The organism is Flavobacterium koreense, assembly GCF_054776075.1.
On the sequence record NZ_BAAHCF010000029.1, the window covers coordinates 530,749 to 555,440 of the forward strand.

The following is a 24,692-nucleotide window of genomic DNA, read 5'->3' on the forward strand; positions in this document are numbered from 1 at the left end:
TTATACTATGGAAAAATTCGTGATTAAACGAAATGGCGATTACAAACCATTTGAATCTTACAAAATAAAGGATGCTATTGAGAAAAGTTTTGAAAGCGTCACTATTCCTTATGATGAAAGTATTTTCAACAGTCTTATGTCTTCCATTGACATTAAAGATACTTGGGCTGTAGAAGAAATACAAGATATGATTGAAAAAACTCTATTTCAAAAAGAGTATTTTACAGTAATGCGTTCGTTCATGCTTTATCGGCATACAAGAAAATTACAACGTGAACATGTAGCAGGATTAAATGATGATACAACCTATGTTGACAGCACACAAACCATTGAAGAATACATTTCACAAACCGATTGGAGAATTAACGCTAATGCAAACACGTCCTATTCTAATGCAGGTTTAGTAAATAATGTGGCAGGTAAAATCATTGCGAACTATTGGTTAGATAAAGTCTATTCCAAAGAAGAAGGTTATGCCCACCGAAACGGCGATATTCACATTCATGATTTAGATTGTTTGACAGGTTATTGTGCCGGGTGGAGTCTAAGAGTTTTATTAAATGATGGATTCAATGGTGTTCGTGGTCGTGTTGAAAGTAAACCACCTTCACATTTTAGAGAAGCATTGGGGCAAATGGCTAACTTTCTTGGTATTTTACAAAGTGAATGGGCAGGTGCACAAGCATTTAGCTCATTTGATACTTATTTAGCGCCATACGTTTTTAAGGATAATCTTTCATTTGATGAAGTATTAAAAGCGGTTCGCAGTTTTGTATATAATCTGAATGTTCCTGCACGTTGGGGGCAATCTCCTTTTACCAATATAACATTAGATTGGGTTGTTCCTGACGATTTAAAAACACAAATCCCAACTAAAAAAAACCATCATTTCTTTGAAGGTAATTTCAATCATGATTTAGTTGTAAAAGCCAATGAGCGTGGAGTTGATAAACCAACCGATTTACGTTACGAGCATTTTCAGGAAGAAATGAATTTGATCAACAAAGCCTATTACACAGTAATGACGGAAGGTGATGCCAATGGTCAACCATTTACTTTTCCAATACCAACAGTAAATATTACCGAAGATTTTGATTGGAATGGCGAAAACACCGAAATTCTTTTTGAAAACACTGCAAAAATTGGTTCTTCTTATTTCCAAAATTTTATTGGAAGCCAATACATATTAGATGAAAAAGGCAATAAAGTTGAAAACGAAAGTGCCTATAAACCAAATGCCGTTCGTAGTATGTGTTGCCGATTACAACTAGATTTAAGAGAATTACTAAAACGAGGTAACGGGCTTTTTGGAAGTGCCGAAATGACAGGAAGTATTGGAGTTGTTACTATCAACATGGCTCGATTAGGTTATTTATATGAAGGTAATAAAGAAGCATTTTTTGAACAATTAGATAAATTAATGGAAATTGCTAAATCAACTTTGGAGAAAAAGAGAGTCTTTATTAAAGAAATGTATGATAGAGGTTTATTTCCATATACAAAAAGATATTTGCCCCATTTTAGGAATCATTTTTCTACCATTGGAGTTAACGGAATGAACGAAATGGTTCGCAATTTCACAAATGACAAAGATGATATTTCCTCAACTTTTGGAAACAACTTTTGCATGGAAATTTTAGATTATATCAGAAATAGAATGAAAGAATTTCAAGAGCAAACAAGTAATCTTTACAATCTTGAAGCCACACCTGCTGAAGGAACAACTTATCGTTTTGCCAAAGAAGATAAAAAAAGATTTCCAACTATTCTTCAAGCAGGTCAAGGAGAAAATATTTATTATACAAATAGTTCTCAAATTCCTGTAGATTTCACGCAAGATCCTTTTGAAGCGTTATTGATGCAAGATGAATTACAGTGTAAATATACAGGTGGAACCGTACTACACTTATATATGAACGAAAGAATTAGCTCGTCCGAAGCTTGTAAAAACTTTGTAAAAACGGTTTTAACCAAGTTCAGATTACCTTATATAACTGTAACTCCAGTATTTAGTGTTTGTCCAGTGCATGGATATTTGAATGGTGAGCACGAGTATTGTCCAAAATGTGATGAAAAACTTTTAGAGGAATTAGATAATGAAACTTTATTAGAAAGTACAATAAATAACAATTAAACACAACAATCCAAAATGAATACAAAATCGGTAGAAATTTTAGAGCACAATCAACATTTAAGAACTAAATGTTTGGTTTACACAAGAGTAATGGGGTATCATCGCCCGGTTGAGAGTTTTAATATTGGTAAAAAAGGAGAGCATAAACAGCGTGTTCATTTCAGAGAAAACCAGTGTTAGCCAAACCAATTTGCAATATTACTCCATTTACATTATTAGATTATCCCAATAAATCAGCTTGCATTTTATGGTATGCAGGTTGTAATATGCGTTGCTTGTATTGTTATAATCCCGAAATTGTTTTAGGAAAAGGAGCCATTACTTTTTCTGAAACAATTTCTTTCTTAAAAAAACGCAAAGGATTACTCGATGCCGTAGTTTTTAGCGGTGGCGAATGCTTAATTCATAAAAATATTGTCAAGCAAATCAAAGAAGTGAAAGCATTAGGTTTTTTAATCAAAATAGATACCAATGGATCGAACTCAAAAGTAGTAAAGCAATTGCTCGATAATAATTTAATTGATTATGTTGCATTAGATTTTAAAGCATTAAAGCCTAGTTACAATGCAATTACAAAGTCTAATTTGTTTGACGAATTTGAAAGTTCCTTTGAACTTCTTCTAGCCAGTACAATCCCATTTGAGATAAGAACTACTTATCATTCCGAATTGATTTCAGATGTTGAATTAAATGAAATGATTCACTTTCTTGAATATAAAGAATACAAAGGAAACTACTATATTCAGTATTTTAAAAACAATGTTGAAACATTAGGAAATCTTTCTTCTTCATTAAAAATTAATTCATCAAAAATTGAAAATTCACCTAATATTAGAGTTGTTTTTAGAAATTGATTTTATGTTTTTCAAATTTTCAAATACAATAATATAAAGACCTATAAAAATTCCGAGTCCAAAGCTGACAAATAAAACATAAATCCAATGCAAAGAATCCTGTAATTGACTAAAAGATTCATTCTTACTAAAGAAATTCCAATATCCTTTTTTAATTCCCATAAGTAGTAAACTTACCCAAAATAAAAGGAATGAAGCATTGAAAATCTTGATTCCAAAAGCAATTCTTTTTTCAGAGACTAGAGTAAATTTGTTTTCAGAATCTATAATAAAAGCTATTGATGATAGTAATATCAAAGTGTTAATTCCGATAGTCGTACCCATCGAATGTGCAACCGTAATATGTGTTCCGTGAGTGAATAAGTTGATAGATGGAATAGAAATTAATAATGCCAAAATGATGTTTAAAAACACCCAAAAATCAGCTAAAAGTATCAGTTTATATGCTAATGAAAATTTGATTTTCTTTTCTTTTGAAAGACTTTTTTTCCAATCATAAATTATAGAAAAAAGAATAATCCATTCGGTCATGCTTATTGCGTATGCTAAATATCGTATCCATGGCGCGGTTGGGATAATGTAAATGTGATGTGCCCAACCAAACATTAAATTTGTCAGTCCAAGAAAGTAAAAGAAAAATGCTTTTTTGGATTTTGCATAACTTTCATCGTTGCTAATTTTAGACATTACAAATAGTGCCGTTCCATAAACCAACATATTCCAAGAACCAACATAGGAACCACCAGATTTCCATTGCAATGAAATGTTTTGAATAAAATGATCTCTGAAATAGGGCAACAACCACAAATGAGCTTCTGTAAAATGATATATCATAAATATAATTCCAGTTGCCCACATCCAAAAATAAACTGGCCAATTTTTAAATGAAGGCAGCATGGTTTTATAATAATTGATGCCAAATAAAATCCACCCTACTACAATTGGAAAGTAAAAATAACTTGGAAACTCTAAATATTCTTTTCCAGCGAAATTCTTTAATAAATAAGAAATAATTATTCCAATTCCTGTGAAAACAAACAGCCAAAAATGAACTTTTATAAGAAGCAGATTTCTTGGTTTTATATAATAATAAATTCCTCCAATTGCCGAAAGCAATATCCAGGAAACAACAAAAAGTGTATGAAGCGGACGCAGCGCATTGAAAGGCAAAATTTCTTTAATAAAACTTGGCGTTATATATTGAAATCCAGCTAGTAACCCACAAAGAAGCCCAAAAAGAAGTGAAATTAAACCGATGTAAATAAAATAAAGCGGATATTTATCTGTTTTCATGTTACTTATTTTTTATTTCAACCCAACCGTTATATTCAATACTTACTTTTTTGTTTGGATAATAACCTGTTAGGTCAACTTCTTTCAAAAATTGAATTAAAGCTTCTTTTTCATCTTCATTAAAACTAAATTTTGGCATTGCATTTACACCACTAGTTAGCATCGTTTTTATATTGGCTTCATCTCTTTTGGAATAAATATTAGTAAGATCAGGGCCAAGATAACCGCCCAGGCCATAGAATTGATGACAAGAATTGCAATTATTTTCTAACCAAATGGTTTCACCTTGTATCGCTTTTTTGGAAAAATGAATTGTTCCATAGTCCTCTTTTGAAGTATAAATAATAAAATTATACGCTAAAAAAAGACTAATTAGTAGCGATAAAAAAAGTAAATATTTTTTGGATGTCCCCATTAATAAATTTTAATTTTCAATATTGATTGTTGGTTTCAATATAACTTCACTTTTGATTGAATTTGAAATCAAACATGCTTTTTCAGATAATTCTAAAACACGTTGCGCTTTCTCTATTTTATTTAAGTCGGCTATTGTCAATATTGGTTTTACAATAATTTTGGTCATTAAGTATTTACCCTCTATTTTTTCAAGAATACCATCAGAACTACATTCAAATGAAATAAAATCTAATTTTGAATATTCAGAAATTGCCAAAAAAGTAGTCATAAAACAACTCAATACAGAAGCCGTAAATAAGTGCTCAGGAGACCAAATGTTGGGCATTCCTTTGTCAAATTCAGGAGGAGTTGCCACTTCAATTGTTGTTGGTAATTCGGGAGATGAGATAAGCCCTTTTCTGTCGCTTTCCCATTTTAAGTTTACATTATAAATGTGATTTTCCATTTTTTTAAATTTGTTTGCAAAGTGCTATTTTTTAGTTCTCTAATTTTATGATTTCAATCATGGTTTTATTTATTATGAAATAATTATGATTAAATTGATAATGATTAAAATTGTTATCGTTGAAATTTTCCAAAAAGAATGCGCTTTTTTAAGCTCCATGAACTGAAATGCAACTAATAAAAACTTAACTGAGAATAGTGCTAGAATTAAGCATTTTTTTATGAAAGAATCTAAGGGAAGATTGACTATTAAAAAAGTAGCAAATGTCAACAATAGTAATAATGCGAACGTATATGTTAGTTCCTTTTTCATAGTTAAAAAATAAGGTATAAAACAGGAAATAACAATAGCCAAATCAAATCACACATGTGCCAAAAAGCGGCAGAAGCTTCAACATCTTCTATGGATGTTTTTGTAATATTTCGGTTTAAAATAAATAATATGACCAAGCCAACCACAACATGAATTATATGAAACCCAGTTAAAAGCCAATAAAATGTAAAGAAACTATTGGTATCTAACAAATAACCAGCTTCAATTTTTATATAATATTCAACACTTTTTAATACAATAAAAAGCAAACCTCCAACCATTGTAATTTTGAACTGAAAAGAAGCTTTTTCAAAATTATTTTCTTTGAAATTATGAACCGCATTTGCAATAAAAAAACCACTTGCAAGTAATAAAAATGTATTAATAGTTCCAAAAGTTCTATTGAGATGCAAACTAGATTCGTGAAAAAGTTGCGGATTCTCTTTGGAACTAAAAGCCAACGCAACAAGTGCCATTCCGAAGGTAAAAAGCTCTAAAAAAATAATTATCAACATCAAGATTCCTCCTGGTGGATAGTAAAAATTTTTGTAATTTATTTTTAGGGGTTTTATTTCCATTCTAATAATCTTTTTTCGCCATCAACTTGTTTAATATCAGTTATGTCTTGCGACATTTCAATGACTCCTTTATATTCTTTTTCTGAATTTCGCACAGCAAAATAACGGATGTATATTAATCGATCTTTATAGTTTATCCAAAAAGAAGCTTCGTTTTGTTCTCCTTTTCTGAAAGCTTCTAAAATTTTTAAAACAGTATCAACACTTTTTGGTGGGTGACAAAAGCGAACTTCTCTTCCAATAATCCCAGCACTTCTTGGGAAAACTCTTTCTTCACCTCGGTTATAAAAAATCACCTTATCATTTTCATCTACATAGGTTAAATCAATAGGTAAAGTTTTAAAAAGTAAGTTTGCTTGTTCTACAGTCATATATCCTTCATCATAATGTGCTGCTTTTTCATCAAAAACGACTTCAGTTCTTCTTTCAGTATCTTGTGATGGATGAATGTACTCAGGTTCGTTTGGATAGTTTGGTGGAACATCGGCTAACATCCAACCAATTTCATCTTCCCCTCTTCGCATTACCTTCCAGTCATCATCAGATAAAATTTCTAATGCATTAGGAAATAAAACGATTTCTTCCACTTCCAATAATCTATTTATGTTTTGTATTGCTAATTCGGTATTGTGTTTTGCTGAAATCAAATTTTTGTCTTCAATGTTTTGTCTAACAATTCTAAAGATTTGTCTAATAATATCATGAAAAGACCACATATTTCGTGATGGTCCAGTCCAATCTTTTTGTTCAAGAAATGGGAAAAGTTGATTTTCTTTACGTTCAAAACGCTTTTCAATTGTTGCCAGTTGGTTGAATAAATTATAAAACTTCTGAAAGTCATTATTGATGTCAACGTGAATAAGGTCATCTGTAATAGAATGAATTAGAAGTGTTTCATCTAAATAATTTTGAATTGGATGTCCTTTTTCTAATTTTTTATTTTGGAATTCTGATGTCATTTTAATTTTGTTTTATTTTTTCGTACAACTTTACCATTGATTGTAGTAATTCTGTTGGTGTTGTTAGAATTTGATAGTGATTTTGTCCAAACATTTGAGGTAAATAATATTTAGCTTGTGCTTCAATTGCCAAGGCATAGGAACTAATATCTCTTTGATTTAATTCTCGTAAGGCTTGTTTCACATCGTTAATTCCATATTTGCCTTCATACTTATCATAGTCGTTTGGTTTACCATCAGAAATTAGAATGATCCATTTATTTTTGGTATTTCGAGTGTCTAATCTTGCGCCTGCATGACGCAATGCAGCACCAATTCTTGTATAGCCAGATGGTTCAATTGCACCTACTTTATTTTTGGCAATAGCCCAATTTTCATCAAAATCTTTAACAGTTAAATAGGTCGAAAAATTTCGTGTTTTGGAGTAAAAACTATCAATTGAAAAGTCGATATTGAATTCGTTTAATATTTCGCCAAACAAAATAGAAACTTGTTTTTCAACATCAATTACTCGGTTTCCAGCTGCATAACTATCACTTGATAAACTAATGTCTAAGAGTAATAAAATGGACAAATTTTTTTCTTTTTTCCGGTTGGAAAGATAAATTTTATCGGAAGGTGTTTTTTTCGAATGAACATCTACGTATAAATCTGTAATAGCATCAATATCAAATTCTTCGCCTTGGGTTTGACGTTTTTGCTGTTGCATTTTGTTGTTCAAATTGGTCAAAATTTTTCTTAAATTTAATAGTGTTGAATTGTTCTTTAATATTGTATTTTGATAGTATTTGGAATCTATTTTTAGTTGAATTTTTGGATATACTTTACAGAAATGGTCTTTGTATTTTCTTTTTTCGAAATCCCATTCGTCATAAGTTAAATGAAAACCATTAGAATCGATTTCGGCACTTTCAGAGATTGAAGTGTTTTCAGTAAATTCCGCTTGATAAACAGAATGAGTAGTATCGTCAACACGAACAGTGAATTTCATATTAAGATCTTCAATAGCGTTTTCGTGTTTTTCTAAATCGTCGGAACCATCAAAATCACGCCAGTTTCCATTGAACTCTTCGGCAGTTTCTACTTTCTCAAAGCTATGAAGCAATACATAATCTTCTTGTTGTTTTTTATCTATTTCAACGGTAGTTATTTCTTCAACAGCTTTTGCTTGCAATGTTGTAGTAATTTGTTCTGAATTAGATTTTTTTACTAAATCCGAAAAATTTTCTATTGTTGTTTGAGTGTTTTCTTCATTATCATTTTGCATCAACTTGCCATAAATCCATGAATAATCGGCTGTGTTTTTTGGAGTTGTTTTAGCTTCAAAATGCGATTTTAAGTTTTGATAAATAACTTTTGAATTGGGATATTTTTGAAACAATAAGGTTAAAATATCCTTCTTATTTTGTTCAGACAAAACTTCATCTAATGTTAAATTTATTTTTAATTCAGATTGAACACTTAGAAATAATATTCTAAAAAAATAAAAACCTAAATTGGCTTCTTTTGTAGCAAATTCATTAAAATAAATAGGAAGAAAAAAATTGTTATTTTTATAACCACCTTCTCGTTCAGCAGGAAAAAGTTCAATGGCATTTCCTGTAATTGCTCTTGCTAAAATGGTCAAACGAGGTTTAATATCCTTTAAGAAAATAGCATTATTATCTAACAGAATTTTATTCTTATTTCTTTTTTTGAAATATTTAGAAACGGTTCCAAAAAGTAGCTCGTCTATATCCATTATTAAGTTTTTATGGCTGATTATATCATCAAATTACACAAATCTTTCAATGACTGAACGGTTTGCAAATCGTCGGTTAATGGCTCCACTATTGCAATGTGAGTAGAAAGGCGTTTGGGTAATCCGCTTTTAATTAGCGTTGCCGCATTAACCAATAGTCGTGTCGAAACAGTTTCGGTTAATCCAAGTTCGGTTAGATTTCTTATTTTTGAACCAATCGCAACTAGTTTTTTAGCATTTTCAGCATCAATTCCAGTTTCGTTAATAAGAATTTCTATTTCTTGTTTGGTTTCAGGATAATTGAACGAAAGCGCCGAGAAACGTTGTTTTGTTGAAGGTTTTAACTCTTTAAAACCACGTTGATAACCAGGATTAAAAGAGGCAACAAGCATAAAATCTTCATGTGCTTTTACAGTAATTCCTAATTTATCAATAAACAACTCTCTACGATGATCAGTAAGTGAGTGGATAGCAACAATAACATCAGGTCTTGCTTCTGCAATTTCATCTAAATAAATAATTGCGCCTTCTTTTACGGCTGTGGTCATTGGTCCGTCAACCCAAATAGTTTCGGCTCCTTTTATGATATATCTTCCAATTAAATCGGTTGAAGAAGTCTCTTCATGACAGGCAATGGTGATGAGTTTTTTTTCCAATTTATGCGCCATGTATTCGATAAATCGAGATTTTCCAGTTCCGGTTGGCCCTTTTAGGAGTAACGGAATTTTATTGGAATAGGTGTGAGAAAAAATTTCTTCTTCCTTTCCTACAGAAAAATAGTATGGTATTAATGAAGCCATTTTTTTAGAATTATTATGGTTTTACTTCAGTTTTGTAATTAAATAGATTAGGGTTTATTTTTATAGATATAAATCCCCAATTATTGCCTGCATTTTTATTTCCACCTTTTAAAACTTCCATTGATGTTGTTGCAAACATTTGCGAAAAACCTGCATCAATTGTTACATTCTCATACATTTTGTAGGCTAAAGTAAAGTCTAATTCGGTTCCTAAATAATTGTCTTGTTTTTCACCAGCTTTATAAATTGATGCTGCTGAGGCAAAATAATGAGGAATTAGTTTGGCAGAAACTTTATTTTTTTCATATTCTAATGTTGCATAAACATCAGTTAAACCAACAGAATTTATATGATTTCCAACATAAAAATAATCCATATAACCATTAAACTTATGATTAGTTCCGTATAATGGATTAAACGATTTCACATCGGTTGAAGTGTCATTTTGATCTTTTCCTGAAAGACTTTCGAAACCTAAAGTTGCATTTAGATTTGTTGAAAATTTGTACCCAACATTTGCAGATAAATAGTTTGCATTAACTGAATTGTCAGATAGTTTTCCAGTCTGTAAATAAGCTGCTCCATTGATATTTAAGTTTCCGTTTTTGTAAACCAATCGCGAACCTAATGTTTGGCTGTAATCTACTTTTTCTTCTGTTCCAACTAAATAAGGCATTCCGTTGTTTAAAACTAAAACACTCAATCCTATTTTCTTAAAATCAGTATGATACCATAGATATTGCAATGATTTGTATTGATTTAAAGCATAGTTTTCTTCGAAGTTGGTTTCTTTATTTGCATTGTATGCAACACCAAAATGAATTTTATTTGTTGCGTTAGGTGCAAATTTTAATACAAAGGCATCGTGGCTTCTTGCTTGCATTGCCCAATCAACATTGCCAAAAATTCTTGCATCATCATAATTAATTTCTTGACGTCCAACTTTAAAAGCAAATTTTTCATTCATTGCAACTTCTCCGTACCCTTCATGAAACGAAGAGGCGATATCGTCTTTAGAGTTAGTCAAAGCATCGCCCCAAGTTCTAACATTTTGAGGTGAAACCACTAATTTTATATTTTTAAATGAATAGTCAAAAATCAACCTTGTTCTTTGAGATATAAAAGAAGCGGATTCTTCAGTATCGGGTTTTAGCGTTCCATAACCATTTCTGTTTTCAAAGCGCGCTCTTAAATCGGCATTAACATTAAATTGTTGTGCTGAAATTGTAACTGTTCCTAAAAGGCCAATAAGAACTGTGTATATATGTTTTTTCATGATATTATTTGTATACGGTTTCAATTATTTTATCTACTGTTTCTTTGTTGTTTACGCCCAAACCTTCTTGCTGATGAATTAATATACCTTTCTTATCAAAAACACTGATAATGTTGGAATGAGAAAAATCCATTGGTGCAATTTGTTTGTATTTTACAGATAGAACATTGGCAAACTCTTGTACTGTTGTTTTTGTTCCTTGTAGAAATGTCCAATGTGGTGCATCCATAAAATTGGCTTTTGCAAACGTTTTTAATCTTTCAGGAGTATCTACTTCGGGATCAATACTTACTAAAACAAAGTTTAAATCGGAAAGTTTGTCTTTGGGCATTTTAGATTCAATGTCTCGCATATCGGCTACTAATCTTGGGCAAGCGGCTTTGCAACTTGTGTATATCATTACCATTACGGTAACTTTTCCTTTAAAGTCTTTTATTTCTATGGTTTTGTTGTCTTGAGTTTTCCATTTGCTCGTTAAATTAAAAATAGATTCGTCTGAAATGGATTTATTTGTTATTTCGGCGTTTTTTTTGCAGCCAAAAAGAGATATTGCTATAAAAAAGAGGATTATTTTTTTCATGGTTTTTTTGTATTTAAAGTGTCTTTGACACATCTAAAACCTAAATTTTTCACTGCATAATTTGCTTTTACACTTCCTCGAAAAGCATATCTAATGAACGCAGCATAATTCATTAAATCGGAAGCATTTAGTGAACCACTTCCACAGAATAAATTTTTATCTGTAGTTACATCACTTCGAGATTCACCAGTTAATAAAATTGAATTAAAATCGGAAGTCCATTCCCAAACTAAACCGTGTAAATCATATACACCATAATAGTTTTTGAAGGTTTTTCCAATTTCATTGTTAAACGTTTTTGGTTTTTCGTACCAGTCTAAAATATATTGATTGTATGCTTTTATTTTTCGAGCATCTGCCATTTCTTGATTTGCCATTGCTACAAATTCCCATTCGTCAACGGTTGCAAGTCGTTTACCTTGACATTCGCAATAAGCATTTGCCGCATACCAAGAAACGTTTGTAACTGGACTCTTTGGTTTCATATCTGTTGCTAAAATGGTATCCTTTTTCCAATTGTTTAGATAATTATCATCTGCAAAAAGTTTTTTTACTTCGGATTTTCTCCATCTTTTGTTTTGTTTTACAAAAGCTAAAAAGTTTTCGTTTGAAACAGGATAGACATCCATAAGTAAATCACTTACTTCTACAGCTTTATTTTTTTTTCCGTAAAGAGGAACATATTTTCCGCCTTTTATAGAAACCATCGGTGTTTCTACTCCAAAAGAAACGTCGTTTGGAGTAGAAACTGATGGAACAGTTATATTTTCTAGAGTATTCGTTTCTTTATCTTTCGAGCAAGAAATTAATACAATTACGACAAACAGAAAATATAACTTTTTCATTGAATCAATAATTTATTTTTTACTTCTAATGGCTTTAACCATAGCAGGAGTAACCTCTTTTTTAGAATTGCCCCAAGTGCTATAAACATAAGTTAAAACATTTGCAACTTCATCATCCGTAAGGGTTTGTGCTGTCATGACACTATTGTATTTTTTGCCATTTACAACGACTTCACCTGTTTTACCTTTAAGAACAAATTCTATTGCTCTATTTACATCAGCATTTAAGAAATCTGATTTTGCTAAAGGAGGAAATGTATTTGGCAAACCTTCTCCAGTTGGTTGATGACAAGCAAAGCAAGTTCTTGAGTAAATTGATTTTCCATCTGCAATTCGTTCAACAAGAGTTACTGCTTTTGGAGCTTTTGCGCTTGCTTCATTTGGCATGGTTTGAATTGTGCCACCTTCTGGATGATAAACTTCGTCAGATTGAGGTCCTGAATAAACAGTTTTGTTATCGTCACCAGTTACATTTATCATCCCTAAACTTCCTTTGTTGAATGTTCTAAAGATAGAGTGGTCAACTATGATTAAAGTTCCTGGAGCTTCTACTTTAAAGTCCACAATTGCTGCTCCTCCAGAAGGCACAAGAGTTGTTTGAACATCGTGGTTGATTAAAGTTCCTCCTTCAACATGAACATTATCGAAGATTTCTCCAATAACGTGGAAGGAAGAAACTAAGTTTGGTCCACCATTTCCAACAAACAAACGAATAGTTTCTCCAACTTTTGCGGTAAGCGCATTATCGCCAGTTAGTGAACCTGTTTTTCCATTAAATACAACATAATCAGGTTCTTCTTTTATAGCTTTTGTCATATCAAAAGGTTGTAATCCTTTTTCTCCGTTAGCACCTTTAGTATAAAAATCACCTTGCATAATGTAGTATTCTTTATCAACTGGAGGCAAACCACCTTCTGGTTCAACCAAAATTAATCCATACATTCCATTAGCAATGTGCATACCAACTGGAGCTGTTGCACAGTGGTAAACAAAAAGACCTTGGTTTAACACCTTGAAAGAAAAAGTTACTTCGTGTCCTGGAGCTACAAAAGAGGATTTTGCACCACCACCTGGACCAGTTACAGCATGTAAATCGATGTTGTGAGGTAATTTATTATCAGGATGATTTTTTAGGTGAAATTCAACTTCATCACCAATTCTGGTTCTAATAAAACTTCCAGGAACAGATCCGCCAAATGTCCAATAAACATATTTAACGCCATCAGCCATTTCACCTTCTTTTTCAATTATTTCAAGATTGACAATCAGCTTTTTGGCCGGCCTATCTCCAACTGGTTTTGGTACAAAAGGAGGTGAAGTCAATTCTGCATTTATAGTTCCATCTACTTTTATTTGAGTAGCATCTACTTTCTTGTATTCATCATTTTGCTTACATCCAATAAATGCAACCGAAGCAAAAATTAGTATAAATATTTTTTTCATTACTTTTAACTTTTTAATTATTTTCAATTTCCATCGCTTCGTCTGTTGGTCTACCATATTTTATGAAGTCATATATAAAAAGACCTATTCCAACTGTAAACATTGTTGCACAAATAAGTAATACCACAAAATGGATTGCAATTTCGTTTTGAACTTCCATAAATTCCATTTTCATTTTTCTTTCCATATATACTTGAGCTACACCAGCAACACCAAATGCTACAGTCATACCAAGGATTCCAATATTTGACAACCAAAACGCGGCATTTCCTTGTACACTATTATAGCGTTTTCTGCCTGTTAAGTTTGGTAAAGCATAACTAATAATTGCTAAAACAATCATGGCATAAGCACCCCAAAACGCATAGTGTCCGTGCATTGCAGTAACTAATGTTCCGTGAGTATATAAATTAGTTTGTGGAACTGTATGCGCAAATCCTAATAATCCTGCACCAATAAAAGAAACAATTGCAGAACCAATAGTCCAGAATAATGCAATTTTGTTTGGGTGGCTTTTTTCACCTTTTCTATACATATTCACTGCAAATAATGCCATTGCAAGGAATGCTAATGGTTCCAATGCTGAAAATATTCCACCTACGATTAACCAAATTTTGTTTACTCCAATATAATAATAGTGATGTCCAGTACCTAAAACTCCTGAAAGGAAAGTTAAACCAATGATTACATACAACCATTTTTCAATAACTTCTCTATCAACTCCTGTTAGTTTTATTAATAAATAAGATAAAATACCACCCATTATTAATTCCCAAACACCTTCAACCCATAGGTGAACAACCCACCAACGGAAGAAGGAATCCATTACTTGGCTATCAAACCAAATCATTCCAGGCAAGTATAGCAATGCTGCAAATAATAATCCCATTGATAATACCAATGCAGTTGTTGTTTTGCGTTTTCCTTTGAATAGAGTTCCTAAAATAAGTCCTAAAAACAATAAAACATTTACAACAACAAGAAAATCCAATTCTCTTGGAATTTCAAGAAATTTTCTACCTTCCCAATGGTTCAAGTGAAAACCAATTATAGCTACAACACCTACAACAGCTAATGATATAAGCTGTACATAAGCCCATTTTACGCTTATCAATTCTCTTTGAGCCTCTTCGGGAATGATGTAATAAGCTGCTCCCATAAACCCTGTTAATAACCAAACTACTAGCAAGTTGGTGTGTACTGCTCTTGCAGTGTTAAATGGAATGATGTCATGCAGACCTTGCAAACCAATTCGATCAAAGCCCATGATAAAGCCATATATTATTTGTAATGAAAACAATAACATACATAAGGCAAAAAACCAATAGGCTACTTTTTGTGATTTATATTTCATAATAATATATTTTAATTTTTAGCTTTAGATAAAGGAGAAACTACTCGGTCAAAACCATTTAAGTCGATTTTGCCAATCCATTTAAAGTAGGCAATAACAGCTTCTGCATCAGCCTCTGACATTGCATAAGCAACCATTTTTCTACCTCTAGGTTGCCATGGTTGTTTCGACATTAGAACAGCTTTAACATAAGCATCACCTCTTCGGTCAATAACTTTTGTTAATTCAGGAGCATAATAAGCTCCTTCTCCAAGAATAGTATGACAACCCATACAATTGTTGGATTCCCAAATTTCCTTCCCTTTTACAACTTGAGCATCAATTTTGCCATAGTTGGTTTGGTCATTTTTTGGCATGAACGAGTAGATAGTTAGCCCTATGAAGACTAAAAATGTAACTAATGTTCCTCCTAGAAAAAATGCCCTTGCTTGTGATTTTGATAGCATAAATTTTAGTTTTAGTTAATTAATTTTAATAAAAGATAATAATGTCCTTTATTAATTTTTAACAAAATTCCGAATAGATGTTCTTATAAAACATGATAAAAATCATAACTGTTAAATAAAAGATAAAATTGTCTTTTATGATGCTAATTTAATATTTTTGCCATAAAAAAATGTTTTCAAAGAGTTGTGAATATGGAATAAGAGCTACAATTTTTATTGCTACACATTGTTGTAAAGAAGGAAAAGTAGGATTGAAAGAAATTGCTAAAGAAATTGATTCTCCAATTGCCTTTACTGCAAAAATTTTACAAGTTTTAGTTAAAAATAATATTGTTAAATCTAGTAAAGGAGTTGGTGGAGGTTTTATGATTTTAAAAGATGAACTAAAAAGCATTAAGCTAGTTAATATTGTTAATGCGATTGATGGTGATTCAGTTTTTTTAAGATGTGGTTTAGGGTTAAGCAATTGTTCTGAAGAGCACCCTTGTCCTGTTCATGAAAAATTTAAGTTTGTAAAAAAAGATTTAATTTACATGCTAGAAAACACTTCACTTGAAGAATTATCCTTAGGCATTAAAAAAGGACAAACTTTTTTGAAATATTAAAATATTTTAAAAACGTAAAACCTCTGTCATAATACCAAAACGGATTGTATTGATTTGGTGTTGAAAATATATGTTATAGTAATCCATACCGTGATAGAATTGAATATAGAATCCAATATCTTCTAAAAATTTTGGATGATAATAAACAATTAAACTTGTATTAAGTCTGTCTATATTAAAAGTATCCCAATTATTAATATTATCAAGCATCAAAGTAGTTTCAGCTTTTATAGAAAAGTTTGCTCTTTGTTCTTTATTTTTTATTAGACTACTTTTCATAGGAAGCTTGTAGGCTAAAAAGGTATTGTGCCATCGAAGTCCACTATATTGACCTTGAAGTTCTTCTAACATCCATTTTTTTGGATGAATTTCAATAGAGCTTTTAATAAATTTGAACGCATTGAGTTGGTTACTGTAAGATGATTTTAAAAATCCAATTTCTATATAATTTGTTGCAAAATTACCGGATTGTAAATTGACATCTCCATTTTCGGTATAGAAATTTCCGTTTTGACCATTCGAATGATGTGCAATTTTACCAAAAAGTGTTAATTTATTGGCTGATTCTTTATGACCTGTTAGAAAATAAAATGCTATTTGAGGAATATAACTGGGTGTTTTTACTGGATATGAATATTCATCAAACATTCTTATAATGATTTGAGAGGTAAGTACTGCCATTAATCTTGAATCTTTACGTTCTCGAATTTTAAAATTAGGACTAACATTTGCTTCAAATAGTAAGGGTTCTAAATTTCCAATATCAAAAGGAAATGTAACATAACTTTCTCCTTGGTTAACTTGTGCTATTTTATCTAAACTAAGTGAAACTATTGAATCTGTTTTAGTTTGTGCCGATGAAATAGATGTTATTAAAATAATAGAAATCAAAACTATTTTATTTTTCATGTTTTCATTTATTTGTTGAATTCAAGATTTCTAAAAGTTTGAATTCAATACTTATAAATATTTTGATTTAAGCTAAGTTTCTAATTTGATTTTTTATAACTCCAAACCGCCATGCCGTTTACAAATACTGCAAATCCGGTAACAATTAATAGGTTTGGTAATACTTCATAAAATCCGGATCCTTTTAGTAGAACCATTCTTATGAACTCTACAAAGTATCGAATAGGGTTTAACAATGTTAAGCTTTGTGCCCATTTTGGCATACTTTCGATAGGTGTAAATAAACCACTCATTAATATGAAAATCACCATAAAGAACCACGCAATAAACATAGCTTGTTGTTGGGTTTCGGTATGATTAGATATGTATAGTCCGAATCCTAAAATTAATAGCAAATACACTGATGTAAAACCATAAACAAGGAAAATATTACCTAGCATGGGAACATTAAAAACAACTTTAGCTATAAGTAAGCCAACAGTCAAAATCACTAAGCCAAGTACCCAAAATGGAAATAATTTTCCAACTATAAACTGATATTTTTTTATTGGTGTTACATTAATTTGCTCCAATGTACCTAACTCTTTTTCTCTAACTATATTCATTGATGACAGAAATAAAGTAAGCATAGTAACCAATAAAACCAAGATACCTGGGACCATAAAGGTTTTGTAGTTTAAGGTTTTGTTGTACCAAAAAGACGGTATAACTATAATATTTTGAGGTATTTCTTTGTTTCCTGAAAAATAGTTGGACTGCATTTGAATATTTTGATTGTATGTATTTATAATTTGTGTTACATATACATTTTCAACACCTGCTGTTGCAGCATCTATAGCATTAATACTTACTGAGATACTTGTTTTTTGGTCTTTTTGAAGGTCACGATTGAAGTGAATTGGAATATTTACAATAATATCGGTTTTTCCTTTTTGCATTTCTTGGATAGCTTCTTTTTCAGAAAAATAGGGTTCTGTAACTTTAAAATAGGTTGAGGATTTAAACGAATTTATTAAATCTCTTGATTCCCGACTTTGGTCATTGTCGACAAAAGTAATTGCGATGTTTTTAACATCGAATGTAGCTGCATTTGACAAAATTAATAATTGCAAAATGGGTAATATAAATATAAGTTGGAGCATACTTTTATCTCTAAAAATTTGCTTAAACTCTTTCTGTATGATGAATAATATTGTTTTCATATGTAAATATTATTTGTTTTTTGGTGCATATGTATCGCTATTTTCATTGGTGTTTGTTTGCAACAAACTTGTTGTTAATGGCGATTTCATAATTTATTTTTATATCCCAATGATTGTTTTTAAACCTTTACAGTAATACTATTCTTACTCTAGTCTAATTTTATATTTTTTGATGCTCAATGTTATAAAAAACACAGTCATCCCTATTAATATAAGGGTTTCTTTCCATATATATTGAATTCCGACACCTTTGAGCATAATGGCTTTTACAATAATAATGAACCATTTTGCAGGTATGATGTTACTGATTACTTGCATGGGTAAAGGCATACTATTTATAGGAAATATAAATCCTGATAGAATAATTACTGGTAGCATCAAACCCATTAATGATAACATCATTGCGGTTTGTTGAGAATTAGAAACGGTAGAAATTAATATCCCCAATGAAAGAGCAGAAATGATAAATAATATACTTTCAAAAGCTAACAAAAAGATGCTTCCATTTATAGGCATTTTGAACACAAAATAGCCTAATGTTAATATTACGATTGCATTGATAATGGAAAGAAAAATATAAGGAAATACTTTTCCAATAATTACTTGAAATGGTTTTAATGGAGAAACTAAAAGAATTTCCATAGTGCCTAATTCTTTTTCTCGTGTGATAGAAATAGAGGTCATCATAGCTGAAACAAGCATTAGAATAACGGTCATTACACCTGGAACAAAATTAAAAACACTTTTTAGTTCAGGATTATAAAACATTCTCGATTGTACTTCAACCTTTACCGGATTACTATTGGATTGTTTTTTTTGCGATTGATAATTTTGTATAATTGCTGAGGTATAATTTGCTATTGTGTTGGCAACATTAGGTTCGGTCGCATCGGTAATTGCTTGAACTACTGCTACTTTTTTGGTTTCTAGATTTTTACTAAAATTTGGTTCGAAAATAAGAACTGCCTTGATTTTTCCTTTTTTAAATTCTGATTCTATGTCGCTTTCTTTTTCAATTTGGTTTTCAACATTAAAATAGGGTGATGCTTTTATTTTATAAATAATTTTTTGTGTTTCTATATCGTTTGATTGGTCTAAAATGGCAATGTCAACATTGTTAATTTCATTTGTTATGGCAAAACCAAACAATAAAATTTGGGCAATCGGCATACCAAACAGAATAAACAAAGAACGTTTATCTCTGAAAATATGGTAGAATTCTTTTTTTACAAATCCGATAAATCTTTTCATTTGTTTTTTGTTTCTAGTTTAAGTTTCAAGTGTTGTAGTGATTTATTATTCTATATTCCTTGCTAATTTTAAAAAAACATCATTCATAGAATCTACTTTGAATTGTTGTTTTAAATTTTTTGGGGTGTCTAAAGCTTCAATAGAGCCGTCAACCATAATAGAAACACGGTCACAATATTCTGCTTCATCCATGTAATGTGTGGTTACAAAAATGGTAGTACCTTTATAAGCTTGTGTATAAATCATTTCCCAAAATTGTCTTCGGGTTATTGGGTCAACGCCTCCTGTTGGCTCATCGAGAAAAACAATTTTTGGTTCGTGCAGTAATGCAACTGAAAACGACAATTTTTGTTTCCAACCCAATGGTAACGAACCTACTAAATTATTGGCTACTTCTTGAAGTTCTAATTCTTCTATTAATTGTGCGATTTTTTGTTTGATTTGTATTCTTGATAATCCATAAATTCCACCAAAAAAAGTAATGTTTTCTTTAATAGTTAAATCATCATACATTGAGAACTTTTGGCTCATATAACCAATACTTTTTTTTACCATATCGGCTTGTGAGTGAACATCAAAACCTGCAACATTGGCTTCACCTGAAGTAGGATTTGAAATTCCAATCAACATTTTCATAGCTGTTGTTTTCCCTGCTCCATTGGCTCCTAAAAAACCAAAAATTTCTCCTTTATAAACATCAAATGAAATGCCTTTTACAGCAGTAAAATGGCCAAACTCTTTTGTTAAATTTTTTACAGATATTATTTTTTCTCTTTCCATTTTTTTGTTTATAAGTCCATGAAAACATCTTCAATGGTTATTGTAGCAGGTTTAATAATTATATCCGTATGATTTTTATTTTTCAAATAGGTTTGTAAATCGTTTGGATTGAAAGTTGCATTTTTATCTATGTAATGTACAAACTCACCAAAAGCATAAACACTGTATTGATTAGGATAATTTTTTAAATCGTGAATCAATCCGTGTGTGTTTTTTGCTTGTACATCATAAATTACTTTTTCGTAGTTGTTAATGATATTTTCTGGTGTTTCTATTTTTAAAATTTTGCCTTTTTGAATTAATGCAATTCTATCGCAAAGAGAAGCTTCATCCATATAGGGTGTTGAAACTAATATTGTAATGCCTTTTTGTTGCAATCTTTTTAGCATTATCCAAAATTCTTTTCGAGAAACGGGATCAACTCCTGTAGTTGGTTCGTCAAGAAATAATACTTTTGGAGCATGAATTAACGCACAACATAATGCTAATTTTTGTTTCATTCCGCCCGAAAGAGCACCTGCTCTTCTGTCTTTGAATGGTTCAATTTGAATGTATATGTCTTTAATTAAATCATAATTTTCCTCAATTGTGGTTCCGAAAATAGTGGCAAAAAAATGTAGATTTTCTTCAACAGTTAAATCTTGATATAGCGAGAATTTTCCTGGCATATAGCCAACAGAGTTTCTGATTTCTTTGAGTTGTTTGACTACGTCAAAACCTGCTACTTCAGCACTTCCTTCATTGGCAACTAAAAGCGTAGTAAGTATTCTGAAAATAGTTGTTTTTCCTGCGCCATCAGGTCCAATTAAACCAAATAATTCTCCGTCATTTACATTAAAAGTAATGTTTTCGACTGCTTTTAATTTTTTGTAATATTTTGATATGTTGTTTACAGCAATACTCATTATTTCATCAATAAGAAATTACTTTCATCAATTGCTTTTATTGCGTGTTTTACATTTTCTTCAATCATTACATAAGTGCCTGAATTGAGATTAACGACTGTTCCTTTATCATCAGTAAAAACAGCATTTCCTGTAATGCAAACTAACAATGCAGGTATTTTTGAAACGTGCTCTTTAAGTGTTTCGCCTTTTGCTATTTGCAATGAAATTACTTTAGCGTCTTTTGGTTCAAATAATAATTGTGTTTGAACTGGTTTATTTTCGGTATGTAAGTTTTTTAAAATCATTGGAAATATTGATTAAATGTTTTAAACGAATTTTGAATTTCTGTAAACTGATTTGCTGATTTTTCTTTAGAAAACGAATCGACTAATTCTATATATGGAACTAACCATTTGTGAAGTTCGTCATGAGCTTGTCCTTTCATGGTACAATTTGATGTTAGTATATCAATATTTGTCTTTAATTTATTAGCTAATAATGAATAATTAGTGCCTTTTTCTTGGTCAAAATGGACTACATCTTTTTCCATATTACGAATGTGTAGCATCATATTATCATCTACCTTCCATTTTTCACCATTGTTTAATTGAATTGTTTCACTTTCAGAATGTTGGTGTTCTTCAGTGTTAATTTCAGTAGTTTTTTCTTCTTTTGATTTCGTGTTACAAGAGAAAAGGAGTAATACAACTGTGGATAAAAGGGCAATTTTTATTTTTAACATTTCTTGTATTTTTTTTAATTATTATTTAATCCACATTTCTGCGGGCATTCCGATTTTTAGACTACCATCATTTTTTACTTTTACCTTTACGGCATAAACGAGATTTACTCGTTCTTCTTTTGTTTGAATAATTTTAGGAGTAAACTCTGCCGAAGATGCAATCCATGAAATGTTTCCTTGATATGATTTCATATCTTTTTCAGCATCAATTTTTACCGATACATTTTGTCCAACTTTTATTTTTGACAACTGTGTTTCGCTTACATAGATTCGCAAAGTCATTTCAGAAATATCAGCGATCTTGTATAGTGGTTTTCCAAATGCTGTTATTTCGCCTGGTTCAGCATACTTAGTCAAAACAGTTCCATTAATAGGATTAATAATTTTACTTTTTGCTATTTGATCATTGATTCTAGCAATTTGTACATCTATCGATTTAAGGTCATTTAAAATAGGTGCATTTTGAGTTCCGACACTTTTTATTTGCTCTTCGATAACTTTTACCTTTCCTTCAATTTCATCTACTTGTCGTTTAGTTGCAGCATTTTCAGCATACATATTACTGATTCGGTTTTTCTCTAATTTAGCTGTTTTTAATTGTTCATTTAAGACGCTTTTTTGTGATATTATATTTGCGGATTTTGACGACACGGTGCTTTTAGAGGCAATTAATTGTTGTTTCGCAAAATGTAATTGTAATGTATCAACTAATCCTACTTGTAATTGAGATTTTAATTCATCTCCTTCTTCGACTTTTAAAAACTCTATTTTACCGTTAGCTTCTGAAGAAATAGTTATTTCAGTTGCTTCAAAATTCCCATAACCGTCAGCTTTGTCGTTATTTTTGTTACAAGAAATTAACCCTATCGTTGCTAAAATTATTATGCTTATTTTTTTCATTTTTTTAAATTTTTCGGGTACTATTTTATTTTCCTTTAATTATTTCGTAATTTGATTTAGCTGCTGCTAATTGAACTTCATGCGTTTTCAAAATATTTTTTGCTTCAAATAAATTGGTTAATTCTATAAGATATTCAGACGATGTTATCACACCATTTTTTAATTGAGCATCTGAGGATTTAATAACTTTTTCACGTATTTGAATTATTTCGGTATCAGAAAGCAGCAGTTGTTCTAATTTTTTAATTTCAAAACCTTGCTCTTCTAATTGTATTTTGTTATTTAATTCAAATGTTTCTTTCTCAGATGTTACTATTTCTTTAGATATATCCAATGCTTTTTTATCTGTTTTGGTTTTGCCCCAATCAAAAATATTCCAATTCGCTTTTAGACCAACAACATAAAATGTTTGAAAAGAATTGTCTAACATGTTTAATCCGGGATTACCATAACCCGCTTGACCAAAAGCATTTATTTTTGGAAGATTTGATTTAGATAGTACACTTTTCGAGAACTCTAATTGCTGATTTTGTAAATCATAAAAAGCAATTTCAGGTCTTGTTATATTAGTGCTATTTGGATATGATACTGGTTGTATTAAAGTTGTTTCGGCATCAATATCTGAAAAAGTTAATTCTGAAAGGTTATTTAATAATTTGATGTTTTCAAATTTAATTTCTGTTAATTGCTGGTTTATTTTAATAATTTCTGCTTCTAAAACCTGTTCTGATGATGGAAGAATTGCTCCAAATTTGACTCCCGATTTCACTTCCTTAACTTTGGAAGTTAATAATTCTTTTTTTGAAGATAGTAATGCTTTTTTTTCTTGAAGTAACAAAACAGAAAAGAAATATTGATTGATTCGAGTTTTTATTTGATATAAACTAACTTCTATTATTTGTTGTTGTGTTTTGGTTTGTGCCTCTTTTAATTTAGTATTTGCATCAATTATTCCACCATTGTATACTAATTGATTTACATCTAAAGTTGCTCTATATTGATCTTTATTTAAAGATTGAACTCCTGGTAGTGAAGTAGGTAATCCTATCACTTCAGATTGATAAGTTGCTTGTGCATTTACATCGATTTTTGGTAATTTTCCTTTGCTTAATGCTTCAATTTCATAACTTGATTTTTGTTGTATTAATCCTGTTTGTTTTGATAAAGGATAATTTTTTGTAGCTAATGAGTAACAATCTTCCAAGGTTAAAGTCTGTTGTGCATTTGCATATATTGATATAAACAATACTATCAGTATGATTAACTTAGTTTTCATAATTTATATTTTTATTGAATTAATGATAAACTCAGCTACTTCCGTTTTTCTATTTTCTAGTATTTTATTGTAGCTTTCTTTATCCACATTAACAAGCGCCATTAATAGCGGTTCTCCGATAAAAGGAAAAATATTTAAAGAGATAATATTGATAAATAACTGTTCAGCTTCAATTGGTTTAATAATTCCTTGATTTATAGCATCACTTACTTGAAGTTTAAATTTTTCAATGGAAGGAAAATTTTTTTCAGAGCGAAGCTTTTGAACAAATTCTGGGTTTTTATTTAATTCTTGTATTACAAAATTTGGTAAATAGGGATGTTTGATTACAAACGAAACATAATTTTCAGTGAACTTTCGTATTTTTTCAAATAAGTCACTATCATCATTTAGCACTTTATTTAATTGTGGTGCTAAAAGCGAAAAAGCACTTTTGAAAACAGCTTCAAATAATAATTGTTTGCTTCTATAATAATAATGCAATAATGCTTTATTAATTTTTGCTTTATCTGCTATTTCTTGCATTCTTGCACCTGCCATTCCTTTTTGCTGAAAGATTTCTTTTGCAGCTATTAATATTTCAGTTTCAGTATTTTCAGTTTTAATTTTATCCATATTGTTTAATTATATAGTTTAACTATTTGGTTAACAAAATTACTAAAA

At 30.5% G+C, this 24,692-nt stretch carries 26 protein-coding genes and 1 pseudogene; 3 read left to right on the forward strand and 24 right to left on the reverse strand.

The features are described from left to right. The first annotated feature begins 7 nt into the window (after positions 1 to 7). Positions 8 to 2,314, forward strand: a pseudogene (locus tag ACYU7A_RS10750) (ribonucleoside triphosphate reductase). Beyond that, entirely contained in the window at positions 2,308 to 2,988 is a 681-nt protein-coding gene (locus ACYU7A_RS10755; protein ID WP_460576469.1) for an anaerobic ribonucleoside-triphosphate reductase activating protein, read from the forward strand. The pseudogene ACYU7A_RS10750 and the gene ACYU7A_RS10755 overlap by 7 nt, the downstream one beginning before the upstream one ends. On the opposite strand, the gene ACYU7A_RS10760 is transcribed toward ACYU7A_RS10755, so the two are convergent. The 14 genes from ACYU7A_RS10760 to ACYU7A_RS10825 form a co-directional block, all read right to left on the reverse strand. Further along, complete coding sequence (locus ACYU7A_RS10760) at positions 2,956 to 4,281, reverse strand: cbb3-type cytochrome c oxidase subunit I (protein WP_460576470.1); 1,326 nt, start codon at positions 4,279 to 4,281, stop codon at positions 2,956 to 2,958. The two genes, ACYU7A_RS10755 and ACYU7A_RS10760, sit on opposite strands and share 33 nt — an antisense overlap. A 1-nt stretch (position 4,282) precedes the next feature. Further along, a complete protein-coding gene (locus ACYU7A_RS10765; protein ID WP_460576471.1) occupies positions 4,283 to 4,696 on the reverse strand; it encodes a c-type cytochrome in 414 nt (137 codons plus the stop codon). A gap of 9 nt (positions 4,697 to 4,705) precedes the next feature. Next, positions 4,706 to 5,143: an OsmC family protein gene (locus ACYU7A_RS10770; RefSeq protein WP_460576472.1), complete on the reverse strand. Its 438-nt coding sequence runs from the start codon at positions 5,141 to 5,143 to the stop codon at positions 4,706 to 4,708. A gap of 72 nt (positions 5,144 to 5,215) precedes the next feature. After that, a complete protein-coding gene (locus tag ACYU7A_RS10775; RefSeq protein ID WP_112112160.1) occupies positions 5,216 to 5,455 on the reverse strand; it encodes a cytochrome C oxidase subunit IV family protein in 240 nt (79 codons plus the stop codon). Between the two features lie 2 nt (positions 5,456 to 5,457). Further along, positions 5,458 to 6,033 (reverse strand): cytochrome c oxidase subunit 3, encoded by a 576-nt coding sequence (locus ACYU7A_RS10780; protein WP_460576474.1) that lies wholly within the window; start codon positions 6,031 to 6,033, stop codon positions 5,458 to 5,460. Continuing rightward, positions 6,024 to 6,992, reverse strand: coding sequence for a PAS domain-containing protein (locus ACYU7A_RS10785; RefSeq protein ID WP_460576475.1), 969 nt, complete (start codon positions 6,990 to 6,992; stop codon positions 6,024 to 6,026). The genes ACYU7A_RS10780 and ACYU7A_RS10785 overlap by 10 nt, the downstream gene beginning before the upstream one ends. 1 nt (position 6,993) lies before the next feature. Continuing rightward, on the reverse strand, positions 6,994 to 8,733 hold the full coding sequence (locus tag ACYU7A_RS10790; RefSeq protein WP_460576477.1) for a nitric oxide reductase activation protein NorD: 1,740 nt from the start codon (positions 8,731 to 8,733) through the stop codon (positions 6,994 to 6,996). Positions 8,734 to 8,753: 20 nt separating this feature from the next. After that, positions 8,754 to 9,533 (reverse strand): AAA family ATPase, encoded by a 780-nt coding sequence (locus ACYU7A_RS10795; protein ID WP_460576479.1) that lies wholly within the window; start codon positions 9,531 to 9,533, stop codon positions 8,754 to 8,756. 13 nt (positions 9,534 to 9,546) lie between these two features. After that, entirely contained in the window at positions 9,547 to 10,809 is a 1,263-nt protein-coding gene (locus ACYU7A_RS10800; protein WP_460576481.1) for an alginate export family protein, read from the reverse strand. Between the two features lie 4 nt (positions 10,810 to 10,813). Next, the gene (locus ACYU7A_RS10805) at positions 10,814 to 11,389 is read right to left on the reverse strand and encodes an SCO family protein (RefSeq protein ID WP_112112165.1); all 576 of its coding nucleotides are present in this window, start codon (positions 11,387 to 11,389) and stop codon (positions 10,814 to 10,816) included. Beyond that, positions 11,386 to 12,234, reverse strand: coding sequence for a formylglycine-generating enzyme family protein (locus ACYU7A_RS10810; protein ID WP_112112166.1), 849 nt, complete (start codon positions 12,232 to 12,234; stop codon positions 11,386 to 11,388). Before ACYU7A_RS10810 ends, ACYU7A_RS10805 begins: the two co-directional genes overlap by 4 nt. 12 nt (positions 12,235 to 12,246) lie before the next feature. Beyond that, complete coding sequence (nirK, locus tag ACYU7A_RS10815; RefSeq protein ID WP_112112231.1) at positions 12,247 to 13,677, reverse strand: copper-containing nitrite reductase; 1,431 nt, start codon at positions 13,675 to 13,677, stop codon at positions 12,247 to 12,249. A 13-nt stretch (positions 13,678 to 13,690) separates the two neighbouring features. Beyond that, a complete protein-coding gene (locus ACYU7A_RS10820; RefSeq protein WP_112112167.1) occupies positions 13,691 to 15,031 on the reverse strand; it encodes a cbb3-type cytochrome c oxidase subunit I in 1,341 nt (446 codons plus the stop codon). 11 nt (positions 15,032 to 15,042) lie between these two features. Next, positions 15,043 to 15,477 carry a c-type cytochrome gene (locus tag ACYU7A_RS10825; protein WP_112112168.1) on the reverse strand — a complete coding sequence of 145 codons (435 nt, stop codon included), beginning with the start codon at positions 15,475 to 15,477 and terminating at the stop codon, positions 15,043 to 15,045. A 170-nt stretch (positions 15,478 to 15,647) separates the two neighbouring features. Between ACYU7A_RS10825 and ACYU7A_RS10830 the strand changes: the two genes are divergently transcribed. Further along, a complete protein-coding gene (locus ACYU7A_RS10830; protein ID WP_112112169.1) occupies positions 15,648 to 16,082 on the forward strand; it encodes an RrF2 family transcriptional regulator in 435 nt (144 codons plus the stop codon). A gap of 6 nt (positions 16,083 to 16,088) precedes the next feature. On the opposite strand, the gene ACYU7A_RS10835 is transcribed toward ACYU7A_RS10830, so the two are convergent. The 10 genes from ACYU7A_RS10835 to ACYU7A_RS10880 all read right to left on the reverse strand — a co-directional run bounded on the left by ACYU7A_RS10835 (position 16,089) and on the right by ACYU7A_RS10880 (position 24,644). Beyond that, positions 16,089 to 16,991: a hypothetical protein gene (locus ACYU7A_RS10835; protein WP_460576485.1), complete on the reverse strand. Its 903-nt coding sequence runs from the start codon at positions 16,989 to 16,991 to the stop codon at positions 16,089 to 16,091. An 80-nt stretch (positions 16,992 to 17,071) separates the two neighbouring features. Beyond that, positions 17,072 to 18,193, reverse strand: a complete 1,122-nt coding sequence (locus ACYU7A_RS10840; RefSeq protein ID WP_121314060.1) for an ABC transporter permease — start codon at positions 18,191 to 18,193, stop codon at positions 17,072 to 17,074. Between the two features lie 144 nt (positions 18,194 to 18,337). Then, positions 18,338 to 19,444 carry an ABC transporter permease gene (locus ACYU7A_RS10845; protein ID WP_112112172.1) on the reverse strand — a complete coding sequence of 369 codons (1,107 nt, stop codon included), beginning with the start codon at positions 19,442 to 19,444 and terminating at the stop codon, positions 18,338 to 18,340. A 45-nt stretch (positions 19,445 to 19,489) separates the two neighbouring features. Next, positions 19,490 to 20,224 carry an ABC transporter ATP-binding protein gene (locus ACYU7A_RS10850; RefSeq protein ID WP_112112173.1) on the reverse strand — a complete coding sequence of 245 codons (735 nt, stop codon included), beginning with the start codon at positions 20,222 to 20,224 and terminating at the stop codon, positions 19,490 to 19,492. A gap of 8 nt (positions 20,225 to 20,232) precedes the next feature. Beyond that, on the reverse strand, positions 20,233 to 21,129 hold the full coding sequence (locus ACYU7A_RS10855; protein WP_187658583.1) for an ABC transporter ATP-binding protein: 897 nt from the start codon (positions 21,127 to 21,129) through the stop codon (positions 20,233 to 20,235). Next, entirely contained in the window at positions 21,129 to 21,416 is a 288-nt protein-coding gene (locus ACYU7A_RS10860) for a cupin domain-containing protein (RefSeq protein WP_112112175.1), read from the reverse strand. The genes ACYU7A_RS10855 and ACYU7A_RS10860 overlap by 1 nt, the downstream gene beginning before the upstream one ends. Continuing rightward, positions 21,413 to 21,853: a hypothetical protein gene (locus tag ACYU7A_RS10865; protein WP_112112176.1), complete on the reverse strand. Its 441-nt coding sequence runs from the start codon at positions 21,851 to 21,853 to the stop codon at positions 21,413 to 21,415. The genes ACYU7A_RS10860 and ACYU7A_RS10865 overlap by 4 nt, the downstream gene beginning before the upstream one ends. Before the next feature lie 21 nt (positions 21,854 to 21,874). Continuing rightward, entirely contained in the window at positions 21,875 to 22,753 is an 879-nt protein-coding gene (locus tag ACYU7A_RS10870) for an HlyD family secretion protein (protein WP_460576490.1), read from the reverse strand. Between the two features lie 25 nt (positions 22,754 to 22,778). Next, positions 22,779 to 24,029, reverse strand: a complete 1,251-nt coding sequence (locus ACYU7A_RS10875; protein WP_460576492.1) for a TolC family protein — start codon at positions 24,027 to 24,029, stop codon at positions 22,779 to 22,781. A gap of 3 nt (positions 24,030 to 24,032) precedes the next feature. Next, entirely contained in the window at positions 24,033 to 24,644 is a 612-nt protein-coding gene (locus ACYU7A_RS10880) for a TetR/AcrR family transcriptional regulator (protein WP_231843189.1), read from the reverse strand. Positions 24,645 to 24,692: the final 48 nt, after the last annotated feature.

Excerpts from the sequence above, each read along its gene's own strand:
- ACYU7A_RS10880 (WP_231843189.1), bottom strand. The coding sequence starts at position 24,644 with ATGGATAAAATTAAAACTGAAAATACTGAAACTGAAATATTAATAGCT.
- ACYU7A_RS10820 (WP_112112167.1), bottom strand. The coding sequence starts at position 15,031 with ATGAAATATAAATCACAAAAAGTAGCCTATTGGTTTTTTGCCTTATGT.
- ACYU7A_RS10875 (WP_460576492.1), bottom strand. The coding sequence starts at position 24,029 with ATGAAAACTAAGTTAATCATACTGATAGTATTGTTTATATCAATATAT.
- ACYU7A_RS10825 (WP_112112168.1), bottom strand. The coding sequence starts at position 15,477 with ATGCTATCAAAATCACAAGCAAGGGCATTTTTTCTAGGAGGAACATTA.
- ACYU7A_RS10760 (WP_460576470.1), bottom strand. The coding sequence starts at position 4,281 with ATGAAAACAGATAAATATCCGCTTTATTTTATTTACATCGGTTTAATT.
- ACYU7A_RS10775 (WP_112112160.1), bottom strand. The coding sequence starts at position 5,455 with ATGAAAAAGGAACTAACATATACGTTCGCATTATTACTATTGTTGACA.
- ACYU7A_RS10840 (WP_121314060.1), bottom strand. The coding sequence starts at position 18,193 with ATGAAAACAATATTATTCATCATACAGAAAGAGTTTAAGCAAATTTTT.
- ACYU7A_RS10870 (WP_460576490.1), bottom strand. The coding sequence starts at position 22,753 with ATGAAAAAAATAAGCATAATAATTTTAGCAACGATAGGGTTAATTTCT.
- ACYU7A_RS10765 (WP_460576471.1), bottom strand. The coding sequence starts at position 4,696 with ATGGGGACATCCAAAAAATATTTACTTTTTTTATCGCTACTAATTAGT.
- ACYU7A_RS10850 (WP_112112173.1), bottom strand. The coding sequence starts at position 20,224 with ATGGAAAGAGAAAAAATAATATCTGTAAAAAATTTAACAAAAGAGTTT.
- ACYU7A_RS10770 (WP_460576472.1), bottom strand. The coding sequence starts at position 5,143 with ATGGAAAATCACATTTATAATGTAAACTTAAAATGGGAAAGCGACAGA.
- ACYU7A_RS10805 (WP_112112165.1), bottom strand. The coding sequence starts at position 11,389 with ATGAAAAAAATAATCCTCTTTTTTATAGCAATATCTCTTTTTGGCTGC.
- ACYU7A_RS10830 (WP_112112169.1), top strand. The coding sequence starts at position 15,648 with ATGTTTTCAAAGAGTTGTGAATATGGAATAAGAGCTACAATTTTTATT.
- ACYU7A_RS10800 (WP_460576481.1), bottom strand. The coding sequence starts at position 10,809 with ATGAAAAAACATATATACACAGTTCTTATTGGCCTTTTAGGAACAGTT.
- nirK (WP_112112231.1), bottom strand. The coding sequence starts at position 13,677 with ATGAAAAAAATATTTATACTAATTTTTGCTTCGGTTGCATTTATTGGA.
- ACYU7A_RS10780 (WP_460576474.1), bottom strand. The coding sequence starts at position 6,033 with ATGGAAATAAAACCCCTAAAAATAAATTACAAAAATTTTTACTATCCA.
- ACYU7A_RS10855 (WP_187658583.1), bottom strand. The coding sequence starts at position 21,129 with ATGAGTATTGCTGTAAACAACATATCAAAATATTACAAAAAATTAAAA.
- ACYU7A_RS10810 (WP_112112166.1), bottom strand. The coding sequence starts at position 12,234 with ATGAAAAAGTTATATTTTCTGTTTGTCGTAATTGTATTAATTTCTTGC.
- ACYU7A_RS10795 (WP_460576479.1), bottom strand. The coding sequence starts at position 9,533 with ATGGCTTCATTAATACCATACTATTTTTCTGTAGGAAAGGAAGAAGAA.
- ACYU7A_RS10785 (WP_460576475.1), bottom strand. The coding sequence starts at position 6,992 with ATGACATCAGAATTCCAAAATAAAAAATTAGAAAAAGGACATCCAATT.
- ACYU7A_RS10860 (WP_112112175.1), bottom strand. The coding sequence starts at position 21,416 with ATGATTTTAAAAAACTTACATACCGAAAATAAACCAGTTCAAACACAA.
- ACYU7A_RS10845 (WP_112112172.1), bottom strand. The coding sequence starts at position 19,444 with ATGAAAAGATTTATCGGATTTGTAAAAAAAGAATTCTACCATATTTTC.
- ACYU7A_RS10865 (WP_112112176.1), bottom strand. The coding sequence starts at position 21,853 with ATGTTAAAAATAAAAATTGCCCTTTTATCCACAGTTGTATTACTCCTT.
- ACYU7A_RS10835 (WP_460576485.1), bottom strand. The coding sequence starts at position 16,991 with ATGAAAAATAAAATAGTTTTGATTTCTATTATTTTAATAACATCTATT.
- ACYU7A_RS10790 (WP_460576477.1), bottom strand. The coding sequence starts at position 8,733 with ATGGATATAGACGAGCTACTTTTTGGAACCGTTTCTAAATATTTCAAA.